The sequence below is a fragment of the Paenibacillus sp. V4I5 genome (genome assembly GCF_030817255.1).
Classification (GTDB): Bacteria; Bacillota; Bacilli; order Paenibacillales; family NBRC-103111; genus Paenibacillus_E.
Genome location: NZ_JAUSZB010000002.1, coordinates 5,736,095 through 5,754,336, shown reverse-complemented (window position 1 = coordinate 5,754,336; position 18,242 = coordinate 5,736,095). Strand labels below are relative to the sequence as shown.

At 42.4% G+C, this 18,242-nt stretch carries 17 protein-coding genes and 1 other annotated feature; of the genes, 1 reads left to right on the top strand and 16 read right to left on the bottom strand.

Annotated features, from left to right (window positions below; genetic code table 11):
- Positions 1 to 215: 215 nt before the first annotated feature.
- The 15 genes from QFZ78_RS28265 to QFZ78_RS38640 all read right to left on the bottom strand — a co-directional run bounded on the left by QFZ78_RS28265 (position 216) and on the right by QFZ78_RS38640 (position 10,710).
- Positions 216 to 656 (bottom strand): hypothetical protein, encoded by a 441-nt coding sequence (locus QFZ78_RS28265; protein WP_307552472.1) that lies wholly within the window; start codon positions 654 to 656, stop codon positions 216 to 218.
- 14 nt (positions 657 to 670) lie between these two features.
- A complete protein-coding gene (locus tag QFZ78_RS28260) occupies positions 671 to 1,264 on the bottom strand; it encodes a GNAT family N-acetyltransferase (protein ID WP_307552471.1) in 594 nt (197 codons plus the stop codon).
- A gap of 7 nt (positions 1,265 to 1,271) precedes the next feature.
- Positions 1,272 to 1,883, bottom strand: coding sequence for a TetR/AcrR family transcriptional regulator (locus QFZ78_RS28255; protein ID WP_307552469.1), 612 nt, complete (start codon positions 1,881 to 1,883; stop codon positions 1,272 to 1,274).
- 149 nt (positions 1,884 to 2,032) lie between these two features.
- Positions 2,033 to 2,875: a class I SAM-dependent methyltransferase gene (locus tag QFZ78_RS28250; protein WP_307552466.1), complete on the bottom strand. Its 843-nt coding sequence runs from the start codon at positions 2,873 to 2,875 to the stop codon at positions 2,033 to 2,035.
- A gap of 84 nt (positions 2,876 to 2,959) precedes the next feature.
- Positions 2,960 to 3,221, bottom strand: a binding site (T-box leader).
- Positions 3,222 to 3,494: 273 nt separating this feature from the next.
- Positions 3,495 to 3,809: a hypothetical protein gene (locus QFZ78_RS28245; protein WP_307552465.1), complete on the bottom strand. Its 315-nt coding sequence runs from the start codon at positions 3,807 to 3,809 to the stop codon at positions 3,495 to 3,497.
- A gap of 343 nt (positions 3,810 to 4,152) precedes the next feature.
- Entirely contained in the window at positions 4,153 to 4,392 is a 240-nt protein-coding gene (locus tag QFZ78_RS28240; RefSeq protein ID WP_307552463.1) for a hypothetical protein, read from the bottom strand.
- A gap of 846 nt (positions 4,393 to 5,238) precedes the next feature.
- Complete coding sequence (locus tag QFZ78_RS28235) at positions 5,239 to 5,511, bottom strand: hypothetical protein (protein WP_307552460.1); 273 nt, start codon at positions 5,509 to 5,511, stop codon at positions 5,239 to 5,241.
- A 237-nt stretch (positions 5,512 to 5,748) separates the two neighbouring features.
- On the bottom strand, positions 5,749 to 6,168 hold the full coding sequence (locus QFZ78_RS28230) for a hypothetical protein (protein WP_307552458.1): 420 nt from the start codon (positions 6,166 to 6,168) through the stop codon (positions 5,749 to 5,751).
- A 74-nt stretch (positions 6,169 to 6,242) separates the two neighbouring features.
- Positions 6,243 to 6,704 (bottom strand): phage tail protein, encoded by a 462-nt coding sequence (locus QFZ78_RS28225; protein WP_307552456.1) that lies wholly within the window; start codon positions 6,702 to 6,704, stop codon positions 6,243 to 6,245.
- Between the two features lie 41 nt (positions 6,705 to 6,745).
- Positions 6,746 to 7,165 carry an SRPBCC family protein gene (locus QFZ78_RS28220; protein WP_307552454.1) on the bottom strand — a complete coding sequence of 140 codons (420 nt, stop codon included), beginning with the start codon at positions 7,163 to 7,165 and terminating at the stop codon, positions 6,746 to 6,748.
- Positions 7,162 to 7,491, bottom strand: a complete 330-nt coding sequence (locus tag QFZ78_RS28215) for an ArsR/SmtB family transcription factor (protein ID WP_090824541.1) — start codon at positions 7,489 to 7,491, stop codon at positions 7,162 to 7,164. Before QFZ78_RS28215 ends, QFZ78_RS28220 begins: the two co-directional genes overlap by 4 nt.
- An 80-nt stretch (positions 7,492 to 7,571) precedes the next feature.
- Positions 7,572 to 7,994 (bottom strand): DoxX family protein, encoded by a 423-nt coding sequence (locus QFZ78_RS28210; protein ID WP_307552452.1) that lies wholly within the window; start codon positions 7,992 to 7,994, stop codon positions 7,572 to 7,574.
- A gap of 1,203 nt (positions 7,995 to 9,197) precedes the next feature.
- Entirely contained in the window at positions 9,198 to 9,509 is a 312-nt protein-coding gene (locus QFZ78_RS28205) for a hypothetical protein (RefSeq protein ID WP_307552450.1), read from the bottom strand.
- Positions 9,510 to 9,950: 441 nt separating this feature from the next.
- Complete coding sequence (locus tag QFZ78_RS28200; RefSeq protein ID WP_307552448.1) at positions 9,951 to 10,160, bottom strand: alpha/beta-type small acid-soluble spore protein; 210 nt, start codon at positions 10,158 to 10,160, stop codon at positions 9,951 to 9,953.
- A 439-nt stretch (positions 10,161 to 10,599) separates the two neighbouring features.
- On the bottom strand, positions 10,600 to 10,710 hold the full coding sequence (locus tag QFZ78_RS38640) for a hypothetical protein (RefSeq protein ID WP_373460440.1): 111 nt from the start codon (positions 10,708 to 10,710) through the stop codon (positions 10,600 to 10,602).
- Between the two features lie 636 nt (positions 10,711 to 11,346).
- Between QFZ78_RS38640 and QFZ78_RS28195 the strand changes: the two genes are divergently transcribed.
- Entirely contained in the window at positions 11,347 to 12,177 is an 831-nt protein-coding gene (locus tag QFZ78_RS28195; RefSeq protein ID WP_307552447.1) for a hypothetical protein, read from the top strand.
- A 1,112-nt stretch (positions 12,178 to 13,289) separates the two neighbouring features.
- Here QFZ78_RS28195 and QFZ78_RS28190 read toward each other — a convergent pair.
- Complete coding sequence (locus QFZ78_RS28190; protein WP_307552444.1) at positions 13,290 to 17,942, bottom strand: InlB B-repeat-containing protein; 4,653 nt, start codon at positions 17,940 to 17,942, stop codon at positions 13,290 to 13,292.
- Positions 17,943 to 18,242 lie beyond the last annotated feature (300 nt).

Sequence of the window (18,242 nt, the reverse complement as noted above, 5' to 3'; positions counted from 1 at the left end):
TTGTCCTGATTCGGCAAACGATAAATCTTCTTGTCATTCGACACGACGAGAACATACTAAGTCGAACAGCTGCTGGTGCGAGCCAGCAGCTGTTTCATCATTTATTCAGCTAACGTTCTGCGTTAGTTTAATCAATTTAAGCGCTTTAGACGCTCTTGGAAATAAGGATTTGTAAGCCAGTTGATCTTCTATTAACGCCTCGGTGCAATTTATGTTTATAAGGATTGTTTAAAAGGATCGGTTAATACATCCCCTTTAAGATCCATATACATAGTCCCTTTTCCATCGGTAAACGACCAAACTAACTGATTATTTATTTCGAATAAATGTAAATTTTCTTTCATTATATCCCCGTGTCTTTCCTCTTTCACTCGGGTAAGAATACTTTCGTAGGAAACTGGCAACTTCGTGGTATCCACTTTTTCAGCAGAACGAAATACAACAGCATATTGCGCCCCTTTCTCATCTTTAGCCAAACAAATAAACGGTTTTGTGAAATAAGGAAGCGCAGCAACCTCTGTCAGGTTCAATCTTACAAGTTGCTGTTGATAACCTTCTTCAATATAGATTTTGTCTCCAGTTACAGCGCCTATATCCTTACATGCAGTAGCAAAGAGGAGTAAAGTAAGAATGAATTCGTTGGTCAACTTAATCACTTTTCTAATCCGCATTATTTCGAATATCTCAATGATACAAGGTAATTGATCCCGATTTTCTTTGCCCGATTAACTGGTATTTGCCTGCGTTTGTATTCTTCAAAACCTAATTTATAATAGAGTTTCATGGCTGGAATATTGGTATCGGCGACTTCCTCAATCAAATGAACCTCATATGGTGTATGCTCAAGGATATGACGAATCATTTGCGAAGCAACGCCTTGCCCCCTGAATTCGGCGGCCGTCCCTACAAATTCAATGGAGCCTACACTAGATGAAGGATGAACGGTGGTAGTTTCAAATTCTTTTTTCAAGAAAATACCGGCCATTGTGCCTCTATAAAAGCCTAAATGTTTGCGAAGTTCCTTTTTATCCAGTTTAACCGAAAGTGAAGTTCCATCTGTACAAGCAGCCATTCCGACCACTTGCCCCTTGTATAAAGCCACATAAAATTGGTCCAAAACGAATATATGGGCGAACGCTGCAGCAATCCTTTTCGGATCCTTAGAGAAAAACCCAAGCCACTGTGTGAATCCCTCTGCGAATATTTCAGATATTCCTCGCCTTACATCAAATTCAACTTGATCGGCTCTAACCACGTTAATCAAGACATGGTCACTTCCTTTCCTTCAATAGAAATGCGGTGAGGATAGATGGTGAGGGCATGGTAAAGTTGCTCTTTAGTAATACTTTCATCTGAGCCAAACCCTGAATCGATGCATAGAAAAGGGCAGTCATTTCCTGCGCATCACCCGAGTAAAATTCCCCAAGCTGCTGACCCTTGCGAATGAGCTGTGCGGTAGAATCAAGCAGCCTGGCATTTACCTGGAGGATCTCTTCATAATGTTTTGAGGCTGTTGCAGCTCCAGCTAATAGCGATTGATTAATTAGGATCAGTAGATGGGCTAGTTCCTCCCCATTGATCATGTCAATGTAGACTTCATCGACAAACTGTGCCATTAACTCTTTAGGGGATTGATCGGATTCAAAGAAAGTAATATTACGTTTCAACCCTTCAACCGCGTAGGAAACCAATTCGTTAAATAACTGATCCTTCGTTTTGTAATGACGATACAGCAGCCCAATACTGATGCCAGCTGTATCTGCGATATCTTGAACATTCGTCGAGCCGAAACCTTGATGAACAAATAACTGCATCGCAGTTGAATGGATTTTTTCCCTAGTGGCATTCCGCATTTCTTCATACTGTTCCTTGCTACGCGGCAAACAATTCGCTCCTTTTAATGAATGAATTTTTACTCATTATATAATATTGAGAGTGGAATTAGAACATTCAACTCCAGTTAGCGAAATCTGCCCGTTAGCAGAGTGAAGGGCTACCACGCGGTACCACGCGGTAGCCCTTCACAGTTTAACTAATGTTCTCCGAGGGAGCTCAATGGGTGAACCTGTTTCCATCCGTGTTTCTTTCCAATGTACATCAGATGTTCAGCTAAACTCAGCAAGTTCTCTCGCTCACATACTTGCTCTGCTAAGTCCAGCCAGGCTTCTACCACTTCAGGTGATTGACTAAGCAGTTCTGGCTCACGCAAATATAAAAAGCTTTCACAATTAAGTAAATGGAGTTTATCCAATTCAAACTGTTGGAAAAAGGGAAGCACATCGCTAGGACGTATAAAGAAATTATCTGAGAACCCGTGACCTGAAAAATTCTCATCGTTTACTATGGTATTTAGCTGTAATCTCCTCTCTTCATTTAAGATCATACCTGGATTACCGATCAGATAATCCCACACGAAAGAATAAGAAGAAACAAAGGCTACGAAAATCATTCCGTTAGGTTTTAATTTTTTTAAGCATTCATTAATCGTAATGACCCTGTCGTGTTCTTCTTTCAGATGATACATCGGTCCCATGCAAAGGACATGATCAAACTGTCCATCTTGGATCTCCGATAAATCACGACAATCAACGCGCAGACCGCTCAGCGGAAGGTTAAGCTCATTTGCCTTTTTCAGTGCAAAATCTACGTTATTCTGGGAAAGATCCGCTAATGTAACATGACAGCCGCGCTGCGATAGGTATAATGAATACTTTCCAGGTCCACCACCAATGTCTAATACACGGTCATACGGCTTAATGTAACGGTTTATGTAGCGTTTGGTAAGCTCAAATTCCACTTTATGCCGATCAAGTCTCCGCCACTCATAGTTTACGGTTTCATCATAAAATTTTCTTACATTCTCCAAAGTGTCCATATACACCCTCCTAAAAAAAAAAGCAATTATTTGATCGTTGACTTTCTTAATACAATAAAAAAATCCCACCCCCAAGACATTTGTCTCAGGGACGAGATTGTGTATTCCTCGTGGTACCACCCAGGTTCGCAAATAGATTACCCTATAAGCCTCTTCAAGTACGGCAATACATAAGAATGCTTATACTCTAGCTCTGTAACAGGAGCTCCTGTCACACCATCCCCTAAGTTTGGTTCCGATGTGCTGCTCAGAGGCTTTCTTCGATAAAGAACTCTTGCTCCATTTCAGCTATCGGAGCTCTCTGTGAAAGAATTCAATTATTTACTTCCCTCTTCATCGCTTTTCAAATATTGGAATTATGTTAACAAGTATTCACACTTCTGTAAACATGTTTTCTGAAAAATCAAAAAACATCTAATACTACTGACCGTTACTTGAATGAACAAAGAAGAGTTACCACGAGGCAAGCTCCTGTACTATCGTTACATTTTCTGTAATTCTTGCTCCGACAAATCTTTTCTAAATGTGCCAGAATAATCGTCAGACCAAACTCTTACCGAATCATTTACGTATTCCAAAGTAGGGAATGGATCATGACCAAGCCATACATCCTTTTTGCTTAGGACCGCTTCAAGCACGTCTCTCCAAAACTCAACCCACAACAACAACTCGGAAGTATTACTTTATTTTTATCCTCAAAGGCTATGCCACCACTTATTGCAATTTCATCGATGGTTATGAGTTCATTTAATACCTCAGCAGGCTCTCTATCCACATCTATGTTGTTATACCCGCAAGCCAACGTCAAAAACAGGGCGGCATCTTCCGACGTAGAAAATCTGGAAAGAGAAGTGGTTTCCCTGTATTCAACTTTTGATAACCAAGAGGGCTGCTCAAAATATGGATCTTGTATTACAGCACTAACTTTTCCCATGATTTTAACTCCTCATGATTGAATGTCTAAATACAGATTACCGTATTTTTGCTTTAACCCATTACACTAATCTGCCCAGTTAGCTGAGAAGGCTACCGTTCCATTGCTGTCTGCAACCTTCTCGTGAGTTTTATTGAGCTATCGTTCCTCGCTTAATCATATTGTCATATGCCATCTTAAAATGAGCCGCTCCCACAGGCAATCAAATTCCATTCTGATAAAACAGGAACGGAGCCCCGCTCAGTGCCTGAAGGTGTAATAGCGCAAATTTGACCCGGCTTATTCCCCGTACTAACGGAAACAACTGCCGATACATTCAAGCGCTCACCGTTGACTTTAAAAGTTAGGTCTGCGTGTACGGAACAGACGCATCCATCATCATAATCAGCCTAATGTTGTCGTAATTCAGCAACCGGAAACCTTCTTCCTCATGGAGTTTTCGCATTTTTTCGAGATCGATAGGGCTTCCATACAACTCTGCAGCCTTACCAAAATCTTTCGACTGTACGGCCTTCAAAAACGCGGCGGTATTCTTTTCTACTTTTATTTTTTGTAGTAAGACGATCCCTTGGTGTACTAACAAAAAAACAATCCATCTATGTGAAATCAAATTCCTACTTTAAATTGCTCTTTATGATAGTAACGTTTGAAGTAATCTGCTCGTTAGCGGAATAGGCCACCGAATTTATCACCGGCAGCCTGCCAGATCTTGTTTGAAGCTATCGTTCTGTGTTAGTTTAGTTGAAAAATAGGATAAATGTACATTGCACAAAGAGTAATAATTTCATCCAATAAAGAATGAACTACTTACTATTTAAGGTGGTGCAATGTATGGCTCGTATAGTTTATTCATCTTGTGTAATTGAAAATGATAAGGGCTTCGACCCGTTCCAAGTAAGACCCACCAAGACTTCAACCCATTGCTAGAACTGTATTTCTAAATGTGTTTAATAATAATCGTGAACCAGTGACAGTGAGAGTCAGTATATTCTCGCTTAATAATTTCAAGCGAAAACGCGGTGCTTTTGGGGCTGGAATACTGGATGGAAAACAGCTGAGTGTAGACACACTTCCATGTGCAAATTTTTTCCGTTATGAAGTACATGTAATAGTTGAAGCTACAAATCTAGCAAAAGCAAAAAATGTTATAATTTCTATGTTCCCTAAAAACTTTAAAGGCAATATATTAGCATCCCAACGCTTAATTCACAATGAGTTTAAAGTTATTTCAATACAAAAATAACTATTTTTTAATAGACAATTGAAAAAGGCAAATTCACTTTTTTGCGTAATTAACCCTAGTTAATATTTTTTACACTTGTTCCGCTAATCTGCCAGTTACTTCAATAGAAAAGAGGAGCTGCCACATAGCAAACTCCTCCACTTTCGTTCTGCGTTAGTTCAACTCAACTGAAGGAACATATTATTTCTAGATTTTACGTTTTTTCAAGGCAATGACTGTAATAACGTTTATTAATAATATAACGACAAAACATAAAGCATAAATACCCATTTGTCCAACCACGGCTAAACCATCTTGCGAAGTTAGCACAAAATAAACAATACCCAATAGCAGGCAAACCATATTAATAACTGCTCCGACTGAAATTATAGTGACACTTTTATGATTTTTATTAAACTTGATAATATAAATCAGTGACAATACTAAAGAAATCACAACAGGCAAGATAAGCTTAAGCAATCGTAATTACTCCTTCCTAAGGAAACTATAATCAAACTATATTACGACTTAGTCTGCTTAAATAGTTCTATCTTTCTCTAGTACCTAATTTAATAGCATACTAAACTGCCTGTTAGATCAACGAGGCTACCGTTTAAAACCTCGTTCTGATGTTTTATTATGCTAAAGTACCCGATAGTGAAGTATAATCCCTGAAAATATGCTGATGCAGCTAATACTCAGCACTCCCTAGAAGAATTAAAAATTAATAACTTTCCCTAATCCTTTTAATGCCTCAAATATTTTAGTATCGTCTCTAGGATCCTGATTTTTTCCATATTGTATTTTGTACATATCGTTATCGCTTCCTTTATTCCACCCAGAAGAGATCTTTGGAATATTAGGACTAAATTGAGAAGATAAATAGGACCAAAAACTCCCTAGATATATTCTTTCATTACCAACAACTACAACAAAAGGTTTGCCACTTAAAGATACTTTCCCATCTAACCTTTCCTCTAAACTAATACCTTCCTTCATTGTGAATTCATGTTCTGTCAAATCATATGTTCTAATTTCCTTGTCGGTAAGCACAGGTATAGTTTCTAAAGGAAGATCATCAAGCTTTTTACTCATAGCTTCAGTTGTAGAAAATTCTTTAACTAAATAGATTGACAATTCATTAACAGCACTCTAATCCCCTCCATACAAAACCCGTTTTTTTCATGTTAAATCAGGTGCTCTTTTTTAGTTTAATATTCTCCTTTAATTACAAAAAACGAGCCCCGAATTGTTCCAGCTAGTTTAGACTTCTGCCTAGCAAACTTAAACTTCCCTTCTAACTCCTTTGGTACCTCCATCCCCTCAGAAAGCTTAAAACCAACGGCCCGCTTCTTAGGGTCATCAACCGTATACATGACATTGATCCCAAGACCATCCTCATAAAAGACGTAGGTAAATTGGATATTTTCCACTTGAAAACGCGACGTTTCTAAAGGTTTGGCCGCAAACGCAATATCACGTTCTTTCAAAATGCGGTTCACATAATCAAGGTTCTCCTGACTTTCGCTAGCTGGTACAACCGTAAATTCATGTTTGTATTTGTTCATAAAGTACCGGGCTTCATTAGCACGTAAACCAGCAAGCGCTTCTGCTACAGGTGAAGACTCTAAACCAACCGTAGACACATTCTTGAAATCGACGATATAGGACATTCCATCTCTCCTCTTATCTCTTGTTTTTGTACCGAATGCGGTTACTGTTCCAACACCTTCTCAAGACCGCCACACCATTTACTCCAGCCATACTTCGCTCCACCTAGTGCTGGTTCATTTGAGATTCCAGTTTGTTCGAGATGAAGGTTAACCTTTTCATCCCCTAAATCCTGCAGCGTCCAGGTGACCGTGTGCTTCTCTCCGCTGGCCCAAGTATAGGACAACCGATTTGGTTCCTCCACGATAAGCACTTCGCCTTCAATAATCCCATTCCAATATTCGGTCGGCTGAGTTCGAAACTGAAAACGGTGTCCTACGACGGGCTTAAAATCATTCTCCATCGCTTGACCGGTGTGGATGTTGGCCACCCACTTGGCAAGCTTGCTTGAATCGGTTAAGGCCGACCAAAGCTTCTCGATCGAAGTCGTAAACTGAAAATCCATATTTAATGTTAAACTCATTCTTCTTCCTCCTCTAATAGTTGTTTTAAGCGCAACATATTCGCACTCCAGAACTTGCTGTAGAAAGCCACCCAATCTTGAATTTCTTTGAGTGGGGAGGCGTTTAGCCTAAATCGCGTTTCTCTGCCAACTTTTCGGTCAAGTACCAGTCCGGCCTCTTTAAGGATTGTCAGATGCTTGGATACCGCTGTGCGGCCCATTTGAAACTGTGCCGTTAATTCATGAAGCGGTAACTCCTCTGCCTCTGCTAACAGACGAATCAGTCGGCGCCTAGTTGGATCTGCAATCGCGTCAAACACATCCCGCAACCGGTTGTTCTCACTCACAGCACCCTCTCCCAAATATTATTTTCGGTAGTAGAAATCTATTGCGGTACGAATGGACGGCCGTTAATTTTACCACCTCCTTAAAGCATGCGGCTCTTCGGGCGCAGCGCCCACGAGGCGAAATTTAGTGCAGCGTATGAAAGCGGGAGGATAATATAAAACCCGTAATCGCCATAATCGTTAGCAAACACATGTGATAAAGCTGCACCCGTCATTAAAAAGAAGATACCAGAGTGAACCCATTCTTTAAGCCGAGGAAAACCCGGCACGACGACAGCGATGGCTCCAAGCACTTTCCAAATCCCAAGAATAGCCAATACGTATAATGGGTAACCAAGATTCGTCACTAACTCGGTGTTTCCCCCAATTTGCATCAGTTGCCCGATACCACTTAACATAACAGCTGCAGCGAGCAGCAATGTGACTGTCCAATAAGCAATCATTTTCCCCCGTGACTGGGCTTCTACTTTCGTGGTTGTTTCCGCACCGATAATCTTACTCATTTGTTTCCTCCTCATAATTGTTTCAAGTGAAACTTATTCAGGTTTCAAACTTTCCAAATGACTAATTATTAATTGGACACCATTTGGTGACACTTTGATTATATGTCACCATTTGGTGTCGTGTCAACAACATTTTTATACTCCTCATGAAAACTGTCTATCAGCTATGTGTGTCAACATTTTGTGCCACTTGGCTCTTTGACTGCATGTTAAAAAGCCTCGGCGCGATAATGCCGAAGTTTCTTGATCATGACTCAGTTTTGGAGGGCGTCAGGACTGCTTGATTAATCTCATTCGGTTCTAGATAACTGCCCGTCCCTCGGTTTTAAGGGTTTATCTCTCATTTACTCGCTCATTCGCAGGATTTCATCGCCATGTATAACAGCTGTCGTCCAGAAAGTAAGCTTATTAAACTGCTATCTCAGGAGAAAAAGTTTCTCCTTTGTGACAATCCAGGAAAACACACTGGTACATTGGGGGTCGAAGTCCTCGAAAAAAATACAACTAATACGATTTGGTGGGGACTTTGGTATTTCAATTTGGGCTTTAAGGACCACCGCGACTGGGGTGATCAGTGGCTCCGATGTGGTCATAATTATGGCTTTTGGCTTCAAGACACTTAATTTATCAAGGTAGGAGTACGACAACGAAGCCAACAAAAGCCACTCTCCTATTCAGCGTGTTTTTTACTCTTTAATCTACAAAAACTAAAAGGCAGCTAACAGTCCGGGAACCATTCAATCCCCTGGCTGAAGCTGCCTTTTTCAGTATACTACCTGATCTTTGTCCTTAGTCTTGATATAATCAATAACACCTTGATTATAATTCGGAATCCTTCATTTGTCATCTTGCTATGGCGACCATCATACGTCCCGGATATTCTACATACAGGATTTTCAGTTACTAAAATTAACAATCATGTGGATATGGTTACGTTTTTCAGGAGCTTTGATCGTAATGGTGAATGCTTGGGAGAGTTTGATAGTTTGCTTTCTGCAATGTCGCAAGGTAAGCCGCGCATAGTTAGGCTGCATGAAACATATGTACAGCAATAAAACTAAAATCCAAAGTGACAGGAAGAATTGAGCATATTTAATCAACATCACTGGATTATGGCCATTAATATCAAGAGAATGCTGCCGACAGGAATGGATCGGCAGCATTCTGCGCTAAATATCTACAAGCTCGATAAAATAATAGAATTTATTCGGGAATTACGTATTCCTGAACGCCGTTTGTTGTACTTCCATTTTGGGCTGCTGTATCCAAATAACCACGGATAAAAATGTCTTGATATCCTTCTAAACCCCAAACTGAAGGGTTTACAAATGCACCTTGCATCACATCTTTCCCTCCCTTGTTAACCCACATTTGTTCCTCACTTGTGATAGCACCTGCCCCATCAGGCTTGTTAGCAATATAACATTGATGGGCAAACGCTGATGAAGAGAAAGCCACAAATAACATAACAGATGCAAAGATGACACGAGTACTAATGGGTAATTTCTTAAACATTTAATTCCACCTCATTCTCAATTTATAACAACATGATTAGTGTAATAAAACTATATTAAAAATGGTGTAATATCTTGATGTCGAACTAAAAAGTCATTATCCATTTTCATCATCTGTGGTTCAGATCTTGCGACCTATACTCCTTTGGAGGTGTTGTTACTGATTGAAAAATATCCATTACTCAAAGAACCAGATAAGACAATGTTCATTTTCGAGAAGAATGGAAAATTTTATGGGCACATAGTTAAGAACAAGACGGACAAATCTGTAGCTAAATTACTTTTTGAAACTGCTAAATATGCTTCAATTGAACTAATCAAAAGTGAATACCCAGCTCAAGAATAAAGATTTAGATTTCAATAAACAAAAAAAGACTACATTCACCTTACGAAGGAAAAGGTGTTTGTAGTCTTTTTTTATGCTTGCTTCTACATCAAAGGATTAGCGATTGAAGCCTTGCAATTGCTGTTCAGCTATTTGTACTAATCTCTTTGTGATGTTGCCACCAATGGCACCTGCATCGCGTGTAGTGAGGTTTCCGTTATATGCATTTGGTTGAAATGGAATTGAAAGTTCTTGAGCAATTTCAACCTTCAACTGATTTAAAGCAGCTCTTGCTTGTGGAACTACTAATGTGTTGTTTCTAGCCATTTATGCCAACTCCTTCTCTAGGTGTTATATTATAATGTGGAGTGTAAGGAATTCTTATACATATTAATTTACATACGTCAAGGCATATAGTAAAAGAAACAGCGGCGGACTAGGACTTGGAAAAATAAAGTCTGCTGCCTCCACTGCTATTTATTGATCTGTTCTGCGTTAGCTTAATCTTCTAGGTTGAATTTTTAACAATTTTTCGGACCTGGTCATTGATTATCGGGGGAAGAGAATTTATTTCGAGTAGTAAATAACCAGTGAGTAATTAAATAAATCATGAATTGAATTGGTATCGAGTAGATGTACTTCCAATTATCTAAGGAGTAAACATCAAGCCAACGAAAGATTGGTTCTCCAACTAATGAAGTTAGCAATGCAAAAATGATTGCTTTTACCCAGGGTCTCGCTTTTGGCTTAATTCTTAAGAGCATTACTACAAGAGAGGCATTAGTGTGAAATCCCATGGGAAATAAGTGGGCACAGCAGCGACTACATTGTAACGATAATGCCATAGCCCATATTGATCCCCCAACATATCGAGCACTACTGAAATAATAGTTACGAAAAAGCAAACATAAAGCAATCGGTCGAGGTACGGTTTATTTCTAAAGACATACCAGAAGAAAATCCAAGGTACAATTGTCAATCCAAATTCAAGCCACCATCGCCAGGTCAATACTTCGTACTCTAACCAAACATCGAACTTGTCGAAGAGGCTGGATTGAAATTATCACCCCATTATACCATATGTTGGAATTTACATGTTGTCGTATCGCTTAAGGGACTTGAAAAAGTAGCCAGTTGTCACCACGCTGCCCATTATCACAATGAAGTACCACATCCCTACATCTTAAACGATCAAAATTATGCGCCAATGTTTGTGTCGTGGTGCTGCGACACAAACATTGGCGATTTAAACTAAAAAATCCCCATTTTAAGGGGATCTTAAGACACTCCTCTGGTACACCCTTACCTCGCCTATCTTCAAGAAGTCCTTCTGCGCCTTGAGTCATAAAGATTTGTTTCCACTCTTTATTTCATCGAAATATTCAAACCATCCTGCAGGAATGCACTATGTTTCGCTAAATAAAATACGAGTTATTATATTATTCACGGGTAAGGAATACTCTGAAAAGGGGTGAGTTAGTTTATTTTTCGAAAATGAAAGGCGGCGATTCTCATGAAGAAATATTTATCGATGCTGGGAAATTACTTACTCTATTTGACGGTCATCATTTTAGTGATCTTCCTCTATAATATCGTCATTGATCCTGTATTAGGATGGGGGCAGTTCGGAAAAGGAAAGAACATCCCAATTCAGGTATTCATGGTACTTGTAATTACAATCGCTCTTTCCGCAATAGTTTATGCCATTAAATATCGGCTTTTGAAACAGACACCGGTAAGCTTCTGGAGACTTAGTAGCTTCTCGCCGATCAGTCCGAGCTTTTCGGTTCACATGATAACAATCGGGCTGGCGTTCACTTTATTAAACGCTGCCTCCATGAAACTACTCTTTTACTACAACATAACAACGTTCAATGATTTTACAGAAGAATATTTCGCCTCTGTTCCTTTCGTTTACATTATACTTTCCTCCGTGCTCACCACTGCACTTGAGCTGATCCTGTTCTTTGGTATCATGTTTAACGAAGCACGGAAACATGTTCCCGTATTCTGGCCAATTCTAGTCATCGCTTTGATTATTGCAGCGTTGCAACCGGGAGGAATTGCGATGCAGCTTCTGGGTGTAGCGTTAGGATTCATTTATGGATCCATCTATGTACGCCTTTCATCCATATGGTCCATTATGCTGATTGGGATCGTGTTTAACATCAGTCTGTTCGGCATGAAAAGAATCGGTTGGCTTGATTCCATGGAGAACATGTCGGACTTCACCCTTATACTGCTTGCGGCAGTCATGGGACTCTATCTCATCTTTAGCACCCTTTGGTACTGGAGAAAACCAAAAGCGGCTACTAACGGCCGCAGCCGACGTAGTGCACGTTAAGGTGCCTTCCCACATGATGCCCACTCAGCCACCGCATTGTGAAGAGGAATGGCTGCTGCTTGATCGCACAGCTGCTTCTGATCATGCCGGCAGCCTCAATTAGGTTGTGTATGTAACTAACGTTCTGCGTTAGCGAAATGACCTGAACTTTTGTGGTACAGTCAGTTAAATCTACATTGTAGATTTGTTAATATTCTTCACCTTCATCGCCAATTACTTTAGCATTTAATTTACTTGCTATTTCTTTCATTTTAGGTATTTGAAAGTCATCTACATATTTCGCCGTTATTTCACTTCCCCATTTACCATCTCGAAAAGAAAAAGTAATTTTGAACTATTCATTATTAAATTTTGTACTCCATATTCCCATACCCGCCGAATCAATTCTTATTGTATTATTTGTCATCGGATTTATAGCTTCAATAAAATCGGCATATTCAAGTTCTAAGTCTGTACTAATACAATGTTTCCATTCATCTAGTGTTATAGGGGTTGCGGGCTCTGTTCTTTTAATATTCAAGTTATATCCATCGTCTACCATCCTTTAATTTTTTATAAGAGTCCTAAAAACCGAAGCAAATGGAATCTTTGCTTTATGAATTAATTTCCAAATTACCATTAGTTGGAATGCCTATCTATATCGTTATCCAGATTGCCACCACGCTCTACTGCCCGTTAGCGGAGCAATAAGATATGTCGCCGGACATCGTCGTGTCCATAAATTGTCGGATGACAAGATTTTGATCCGATTCCCCCGGTTTGCGCAAATAAAAAAGATGACTCCTTTCCTACAAGGAATCATCCATCATCATCTCATCCTCCTTCGGTTGGACTTTCACCAACTGGAATGCTTGTTGAAGATCAACCGTAATTCAGATATCGTTCTCCGTTTAGCTGAGTTCTTCGTTATTGTTTTTAATGTGAAAGTGCTCATTCATGATAGATATTATCCATACCTACCAATTCCTTATACCCCTCCACATATTCTATTTCGGTCGATAGAATTGCCTACGGCATACTGATAACGATAAACACAAATGAAGTCAGTCAACAAAACTGATTTAGGCATTACTATATTATTTAGTTCTTTTCGTTTCGTTATTACCACTCTATCAACCTGATCGCTGAACACCAATTTTTAAAAGAACCGTTACAGTCTCTGCTCTAGTTGTGTTCGCATTAGGATCGAAGGTGTTTGTCCCTTTGCCCTCTACTATGCCGAGCTTCTTAATCGCTGCTACCGCGTTTTTCGCCCACTCTGGAATACCTTGGTCATCGGCGAAGCCGGTCGAGATACTTCCTTCATTAGACTGATTCAACGCATTTGCCATCATCACTGCCATCTCTGCACGTGTCATTTGTGCGTCCGGACGGAAACTACCGTCCTCATAGCCGTTAATGATTCCTGCTTGCTTAGCTTGCGCGACCGCTTTCCGTGCCCAAGACCCGATCGCCGCTGTATCCGTGAAAGCAAGTGCCGCTCCTTCCCCCTGCGGCTTCAGCGTATTCATCAGCATTACGGCAAATTCCGCACGCGTTACCGTTGCATCCGGCTTAAATGTGCCCTCCGGATATCCGGTGACGATTCCTCCGTTTACAGCTTGCTTGATGTTTGCCCCTGCCCAATGTCCGGAGATATCGCTAAATTGTATATCTCCCGGTTGCCCCTTCGCGGACTCATCAGAAGCTTGCTCCACAGCGAATACCGCAAATTTCGTAAAGTGATCCACCTTTACAGTGATGTATGCGCCGTTTATCTTGCCACCGGCAACTTCTACCCATTCCTTATTCATTTCGTCAAAATAAAATATGGCGGGCGTTTGATTGCTCTTTAAACTTGCCGGATCAAAAGCGATAGTCAGCGTAACCGGTTTAAGGAAGTTCTCCGTGAAGCTTTTCAGAATCTCATAAATCGGGCTGACCGGAACGTCTTTTTCCGTTAGCAGATTTTGTATTACGAGTACCTGTTCTAGGGTCAATATCAGTTCTTGGTCCGTGGCACCTGCCGGAATGGAGACCATGACGATATCCTTCAAATTAACGTTGCCCGGTTTACCTGCGGGAAGCGTTAATTTACCTTCTTTTAAGTTCACTATGCCGCCACTCGTGGATGTTGGTGGTGTTGAACTGCTCTCTCCGCTATTATTACTGGAAGTGCGGTTCACGGCAATGGTATAGGTTTTGGTCGTACCGTTTTCTGCTGTCACGACGACAGTGACCGGATTATTGCCTACATTCAGGTTGATGGCGTCACTTGCCTTGCCACTTGCAACCGTATTTCCGTTTACAGTTATTTTAGCTTTACTATTCTGTGTGCTTGCTGTCACGTTAATGCTGGATACACCGTTCGCCACGCTGGACGTGTAGGCCGTTGTCCCTGGTGCAAAATTCGGACTTAACGCGCCGTTCGATAGCGCCAAGTTGCTCAAATCCGCATTGCCACTTAGTTCTGCGGCACGGTTCACGGTTACCGTATACATATTCGTCGTGCCGTCCTGGGCATTTACCCTAATCTGAATCAGGTTCGAACCCACAATAAGGTTAGACACCTGATAGGAATACACCGCATTAGTTACCGACTGGTATACGGCTCCTGTTACCGATACGGTTTGAGTCGGGTTTTCCTTTAATAAAGATAGATTTAGATTGGATACCGCATTATCCATATCCACGATGTAATACAAATTCGATAATGAAAACGAAGGCGATAATATACCTTGGTCTACAAATAAACCGGCTAACAGCGCATTGCTGTTAAGCCATTGGGCATATAATGCGATATTGGACGTTCCCATAACGAACATAGCTCCAGCGCCGTAACCCGTTCCGCTTCCGTCTGCCTCCGTATTCCAACCCGCAAACGTGTAACCCGACTTTACCAGACTTCCGGTGTTGCCAGGTACAGCAACACTTGTGTTGTAGTCGTAACTGCCGTCGGTTGGTACGTTGCCGGACATAGCACCGTTGCCATTATAGGTAACCGTATAGCGGTTGACGACCCACTTCGCGTACAGCGTCACATTTGCTGCATCGATCGTAAACGTATCTAATGCGGTGTAATTCGTTCCACTTCCGTCCGCCGTTGCATTCCACCCCTCGAACGTGTGACCCGTTTTGACCAAGCTTCCTGTGTTACCTAATACGGTGACACTTGTGTTATAGTCGTGACTTCCGCCAGTCGGAGTGCCGCCGCCTGTGCTGCCGTTGCTGTCATAGCTTACGGTGTAGCTGTTAATCGTCCACTTCGCGTACAGCGTTGTATCGCCTGTGATCGCCGTTGTGAACGAAAATTCCACTGATAAATCGATGTCTGTGAACCATCCGGCAAACGTATACCCTGTCTTGGTCGAATCGCTGGGCTTAGTTGTCGTGCTTCCGTAAGTTGCCGTTTGAACGCTCACCGGCGAACCGCCGTTGCTTACGAAGCTCACCGTGCAGCTGTTGACTATCCACTTTGCGTATAACGTCACGTCTGCTGCGCCGATCGAAAACGTGTCGGCCGCAGTGTAATTCGTTCCGCTTCCGTCCGCCTCCGTATTCCATCCTGCGAACGTATGGCCCGTCTTCTCCAAACTCCCGATATTTCCCGGCACCGTGATACCGGTGTTGTAGTCATGGCTGTTATCGGCAGGTGTGATGCCAGACGTAGAGCCGTTGCCGTTATAGCTTACCGTGTAGCTGTTGGCTGTCCACTTCGCGTAAAGCGTCACATTAGCCGCACCGATTGTAAACGTGTCGGATTCAACGTAGGTCGTTCCGCTACCATCTGCAGTCGTAGTCCACCCCGCGAACGTATGACCTGTTTTCTCGAGACTTCCCGTATTTCCAAGCACCGCGACACCCGTGTTGAAGTCGTGGCTGCTGATGGCGGGCACGTTGCCGGACGTAGCACCATTCCCGTCGTAAGCGACTGTGTAGCTGTTAACCGTCCACTTTGCGTATAACGTCATATGATCCGCACCGATCGTAAATGTGTCGGAAGCAACGTAATCAGTTCCGCTTCCGTCTAACGCCGTCGTCCACCCGGCAAACGTATGGCCCGTCTTCACCAGACCTCCGGTGTTGCCTTGTACGGCAACGCTGGTGTTATAGTTATGACTGCCGGAGGCGGGCACGCTGCCGGACGTAGCGCCATTGCTGTCATAGGCGACCGTATAGCTGTTGACCGTCCACCTCGCGTACAGCGTCACGCCCGCCGCCCCCATCGTAAATGAGCCTCCTGCCCCATAGTTCGTTCCGCTTCCGTTCGCCGCCGTATTCCAGCCTGCAAATGTATATCCCGTCCTAGCCAGATTTCCCGTGTTGCCCGGCACCGTAACGTCGGTGTTGTAGTTATGACTGCTGGAAGCGGGTGCGGTGCCGGACGCAGCGCCGTTGCCGTCGTATGCGACCGTGTAGCTGTTGACCGTCCACCTCGCATACAGCGTCACGCCGGTCGTACCGACGTTTAACGTGTCTCCCGCGGCATAAGGCGTCCCGCTTCCGTCCGGCGCCGTATCCCATCCCGCGAACGTTTGGCCCGTCTTTACCAGATTTCCGGTATTCCCCAGCATCGTGGCATTGGCGTTTTTGTCATAGCTGCTGCCGTCTGTCGGTACAGCCCCCCCCGTACTGCCGTTGCCGTCGTAAACAACGTTGAATTTCAGTTTCATCAGAGTAGCTTTAGAGGAATTTTCATAATCGGAATAAAGCACATAAGGGATGCTATCGTGAATATCCATCGATAAGTCTACCGCCGAACCTGTCGAAAATCCGGGGTTAAGAACCGTCTCCCAACTGCTCCCGTTGTACTTCTTTACCGTGGCTTTATCAGAATATTGAGCATCCATAAATGCGACATAAGGGGTGCCGTTATCGATTTTTAGCGTTACATACCCGGCTAAGTATCCTGAAAAACCGGCGCTACCCACATATTCCCAGTTACTTCCATTATACTTTTGTGCTGAAAGCTTCCTGCCATTCGAATAATCCGTATAAGCGACGTATGGGATGCCCTCATGGATATCCAGCGATACATATTCGGCCCCGCCCGGCGAAAATCCCGCATTTCCTACCGGTTCCCAACCGCTTCCATTATATGTCATCACCGTGGCCTTCGATGAGTTTGCGGCATCCGTAAAAGCGACATAAGGGGTGCCGTTATCCACCTTTAACGATGTGCTAAAGATTTCGCCTGCCGAAAATCCGGCAATGCCAACAGGTTCCCAGCTACTTCCATTATATGTAATCACTGTGGCCTTTCTTGCATTTCCATAATCCTTAAACGCGACATAAGGGGTGCCGTTATCCACATATAGCGATGTGAAATCAGCAACGTTTGCCGAAATTCCGGCGCTTCCTACCGGTGCCCAATTGCTTCCATTGTATGTTTGCACCGTAATCTTATCGGAATTTAATCCATCTCTATAAGCAACATAAGGGATTCCGTTATCTACATACAGTGAAGTGGATCCGGCGGTAGCCCATGACGTACTTATGGGACTCCCTATCGGCTCCCAACTGCTCCCACTATACTTTTTCACTGTCACCGTGTTATTATTTCCCTCAATATAAGCAACATAGGGAGTGCCGTTATACACAAATAACGAAGGATCCCAGGTTTCACCTGTTGAAAATCCGGCGCCGCCTACTGGTTCCCACTTGCTTGTAGCAGCTGCGTAGGCTTGGCTTCCTCCAAAAACAAACAATCCCGTAATACCGCCCATCACGAAAACGGCAATGAACGCCAACATCATTATCCTTGCTTTTTTCCAATACAAGTTCATTATTGTCCCCCCCTGATTGTACCTCTCCTTAACAAGAGAAATATTCCTGCAGCTCTTTTGGAGTCCGATACGAATTACATGCCATAAAGCTCATGCTCCTACTATCTAACGATGTGCCTTATATTCGATTCGTCCAAGTTCTTCTTCGCTTGTCTTTCACATGTGTATGACTACTCTTCATTTTACCTATATCACCTGCAGCCAAACTGAAATGAAAGCGCTTCATGTGAGGTATTATTAAAAATTTTGACAAAAAACGACTTCTGTAAAAGTGGAAAAGTCGGTTTTTGGTCCAAACTT

Bases quoted from the DNA above. Each gene is read 5' to 3' on its own strand.
- QFZ78_RS28190 (WP_307552444.1), bottom strand. From the start codon at position 17,942: ATGAACTTGTATTGGAAAAAAGCAAGGATAATGATGTTGGCGTTCATT.
- QFZ78_RS28195 (WP_307552447.1), top strand. From the start codon at position 11,347: ATGAAGAAATATTTATCGATGCTGGGAAATTACTTACTCTATTTGACG.
- QFZ78_RS28210 (WP_307552452.1), bottom strand. From the start codon at position 7,994: ATGAGTAAGATTATCGGTGCGGAAACAACCACGAAAGTAGAAGCCCAG.
- QFZ78_RS28220 (WP_307552454.1), bottom strand. From the start codon at position 7,165: ATGAGTTTAACATTAAATATGGATTTTCAGTTTACGACTTCGATCGAG.
- QFZ78_RS28245 (WP_307552465.1), bottom strand. From the start codon at position 3,809: ATGGGAAAAGTTAGTGCTGTAATACAAGATCCATATTTTGAGCAGCCC.
- QFZ78_RS28200 (WP_307552448.1), bottom strand. From the start codon at position 10,160: ATGGCTAGAAACAACACATTAGTAGTTCCACAAGCAAGAGCTGCTTTA.
- QFZ78_RS28205 (WP_307552450.1), bottom strand. From the start codon at position 9,509: ATGTTTAAGAAATTACCCATTAGTACTCGTGTCATCTTTGCATCTGTT.
- QFZ78_RS28250 (WP_307552466.1), bottom strand. From the start codon at position 2,875: ATGGACACTTTGGAGAATGTAAGAAAATTTTATGATGAAACCGTAAAC.
- QFZ78_RS28225 (WP_307552456.1), bottom strand. From the start codon at position 6,704: ATGTCCTATATCGTCGATTTCAAGAATGTGTCTACGGTTGGTTTAGAG.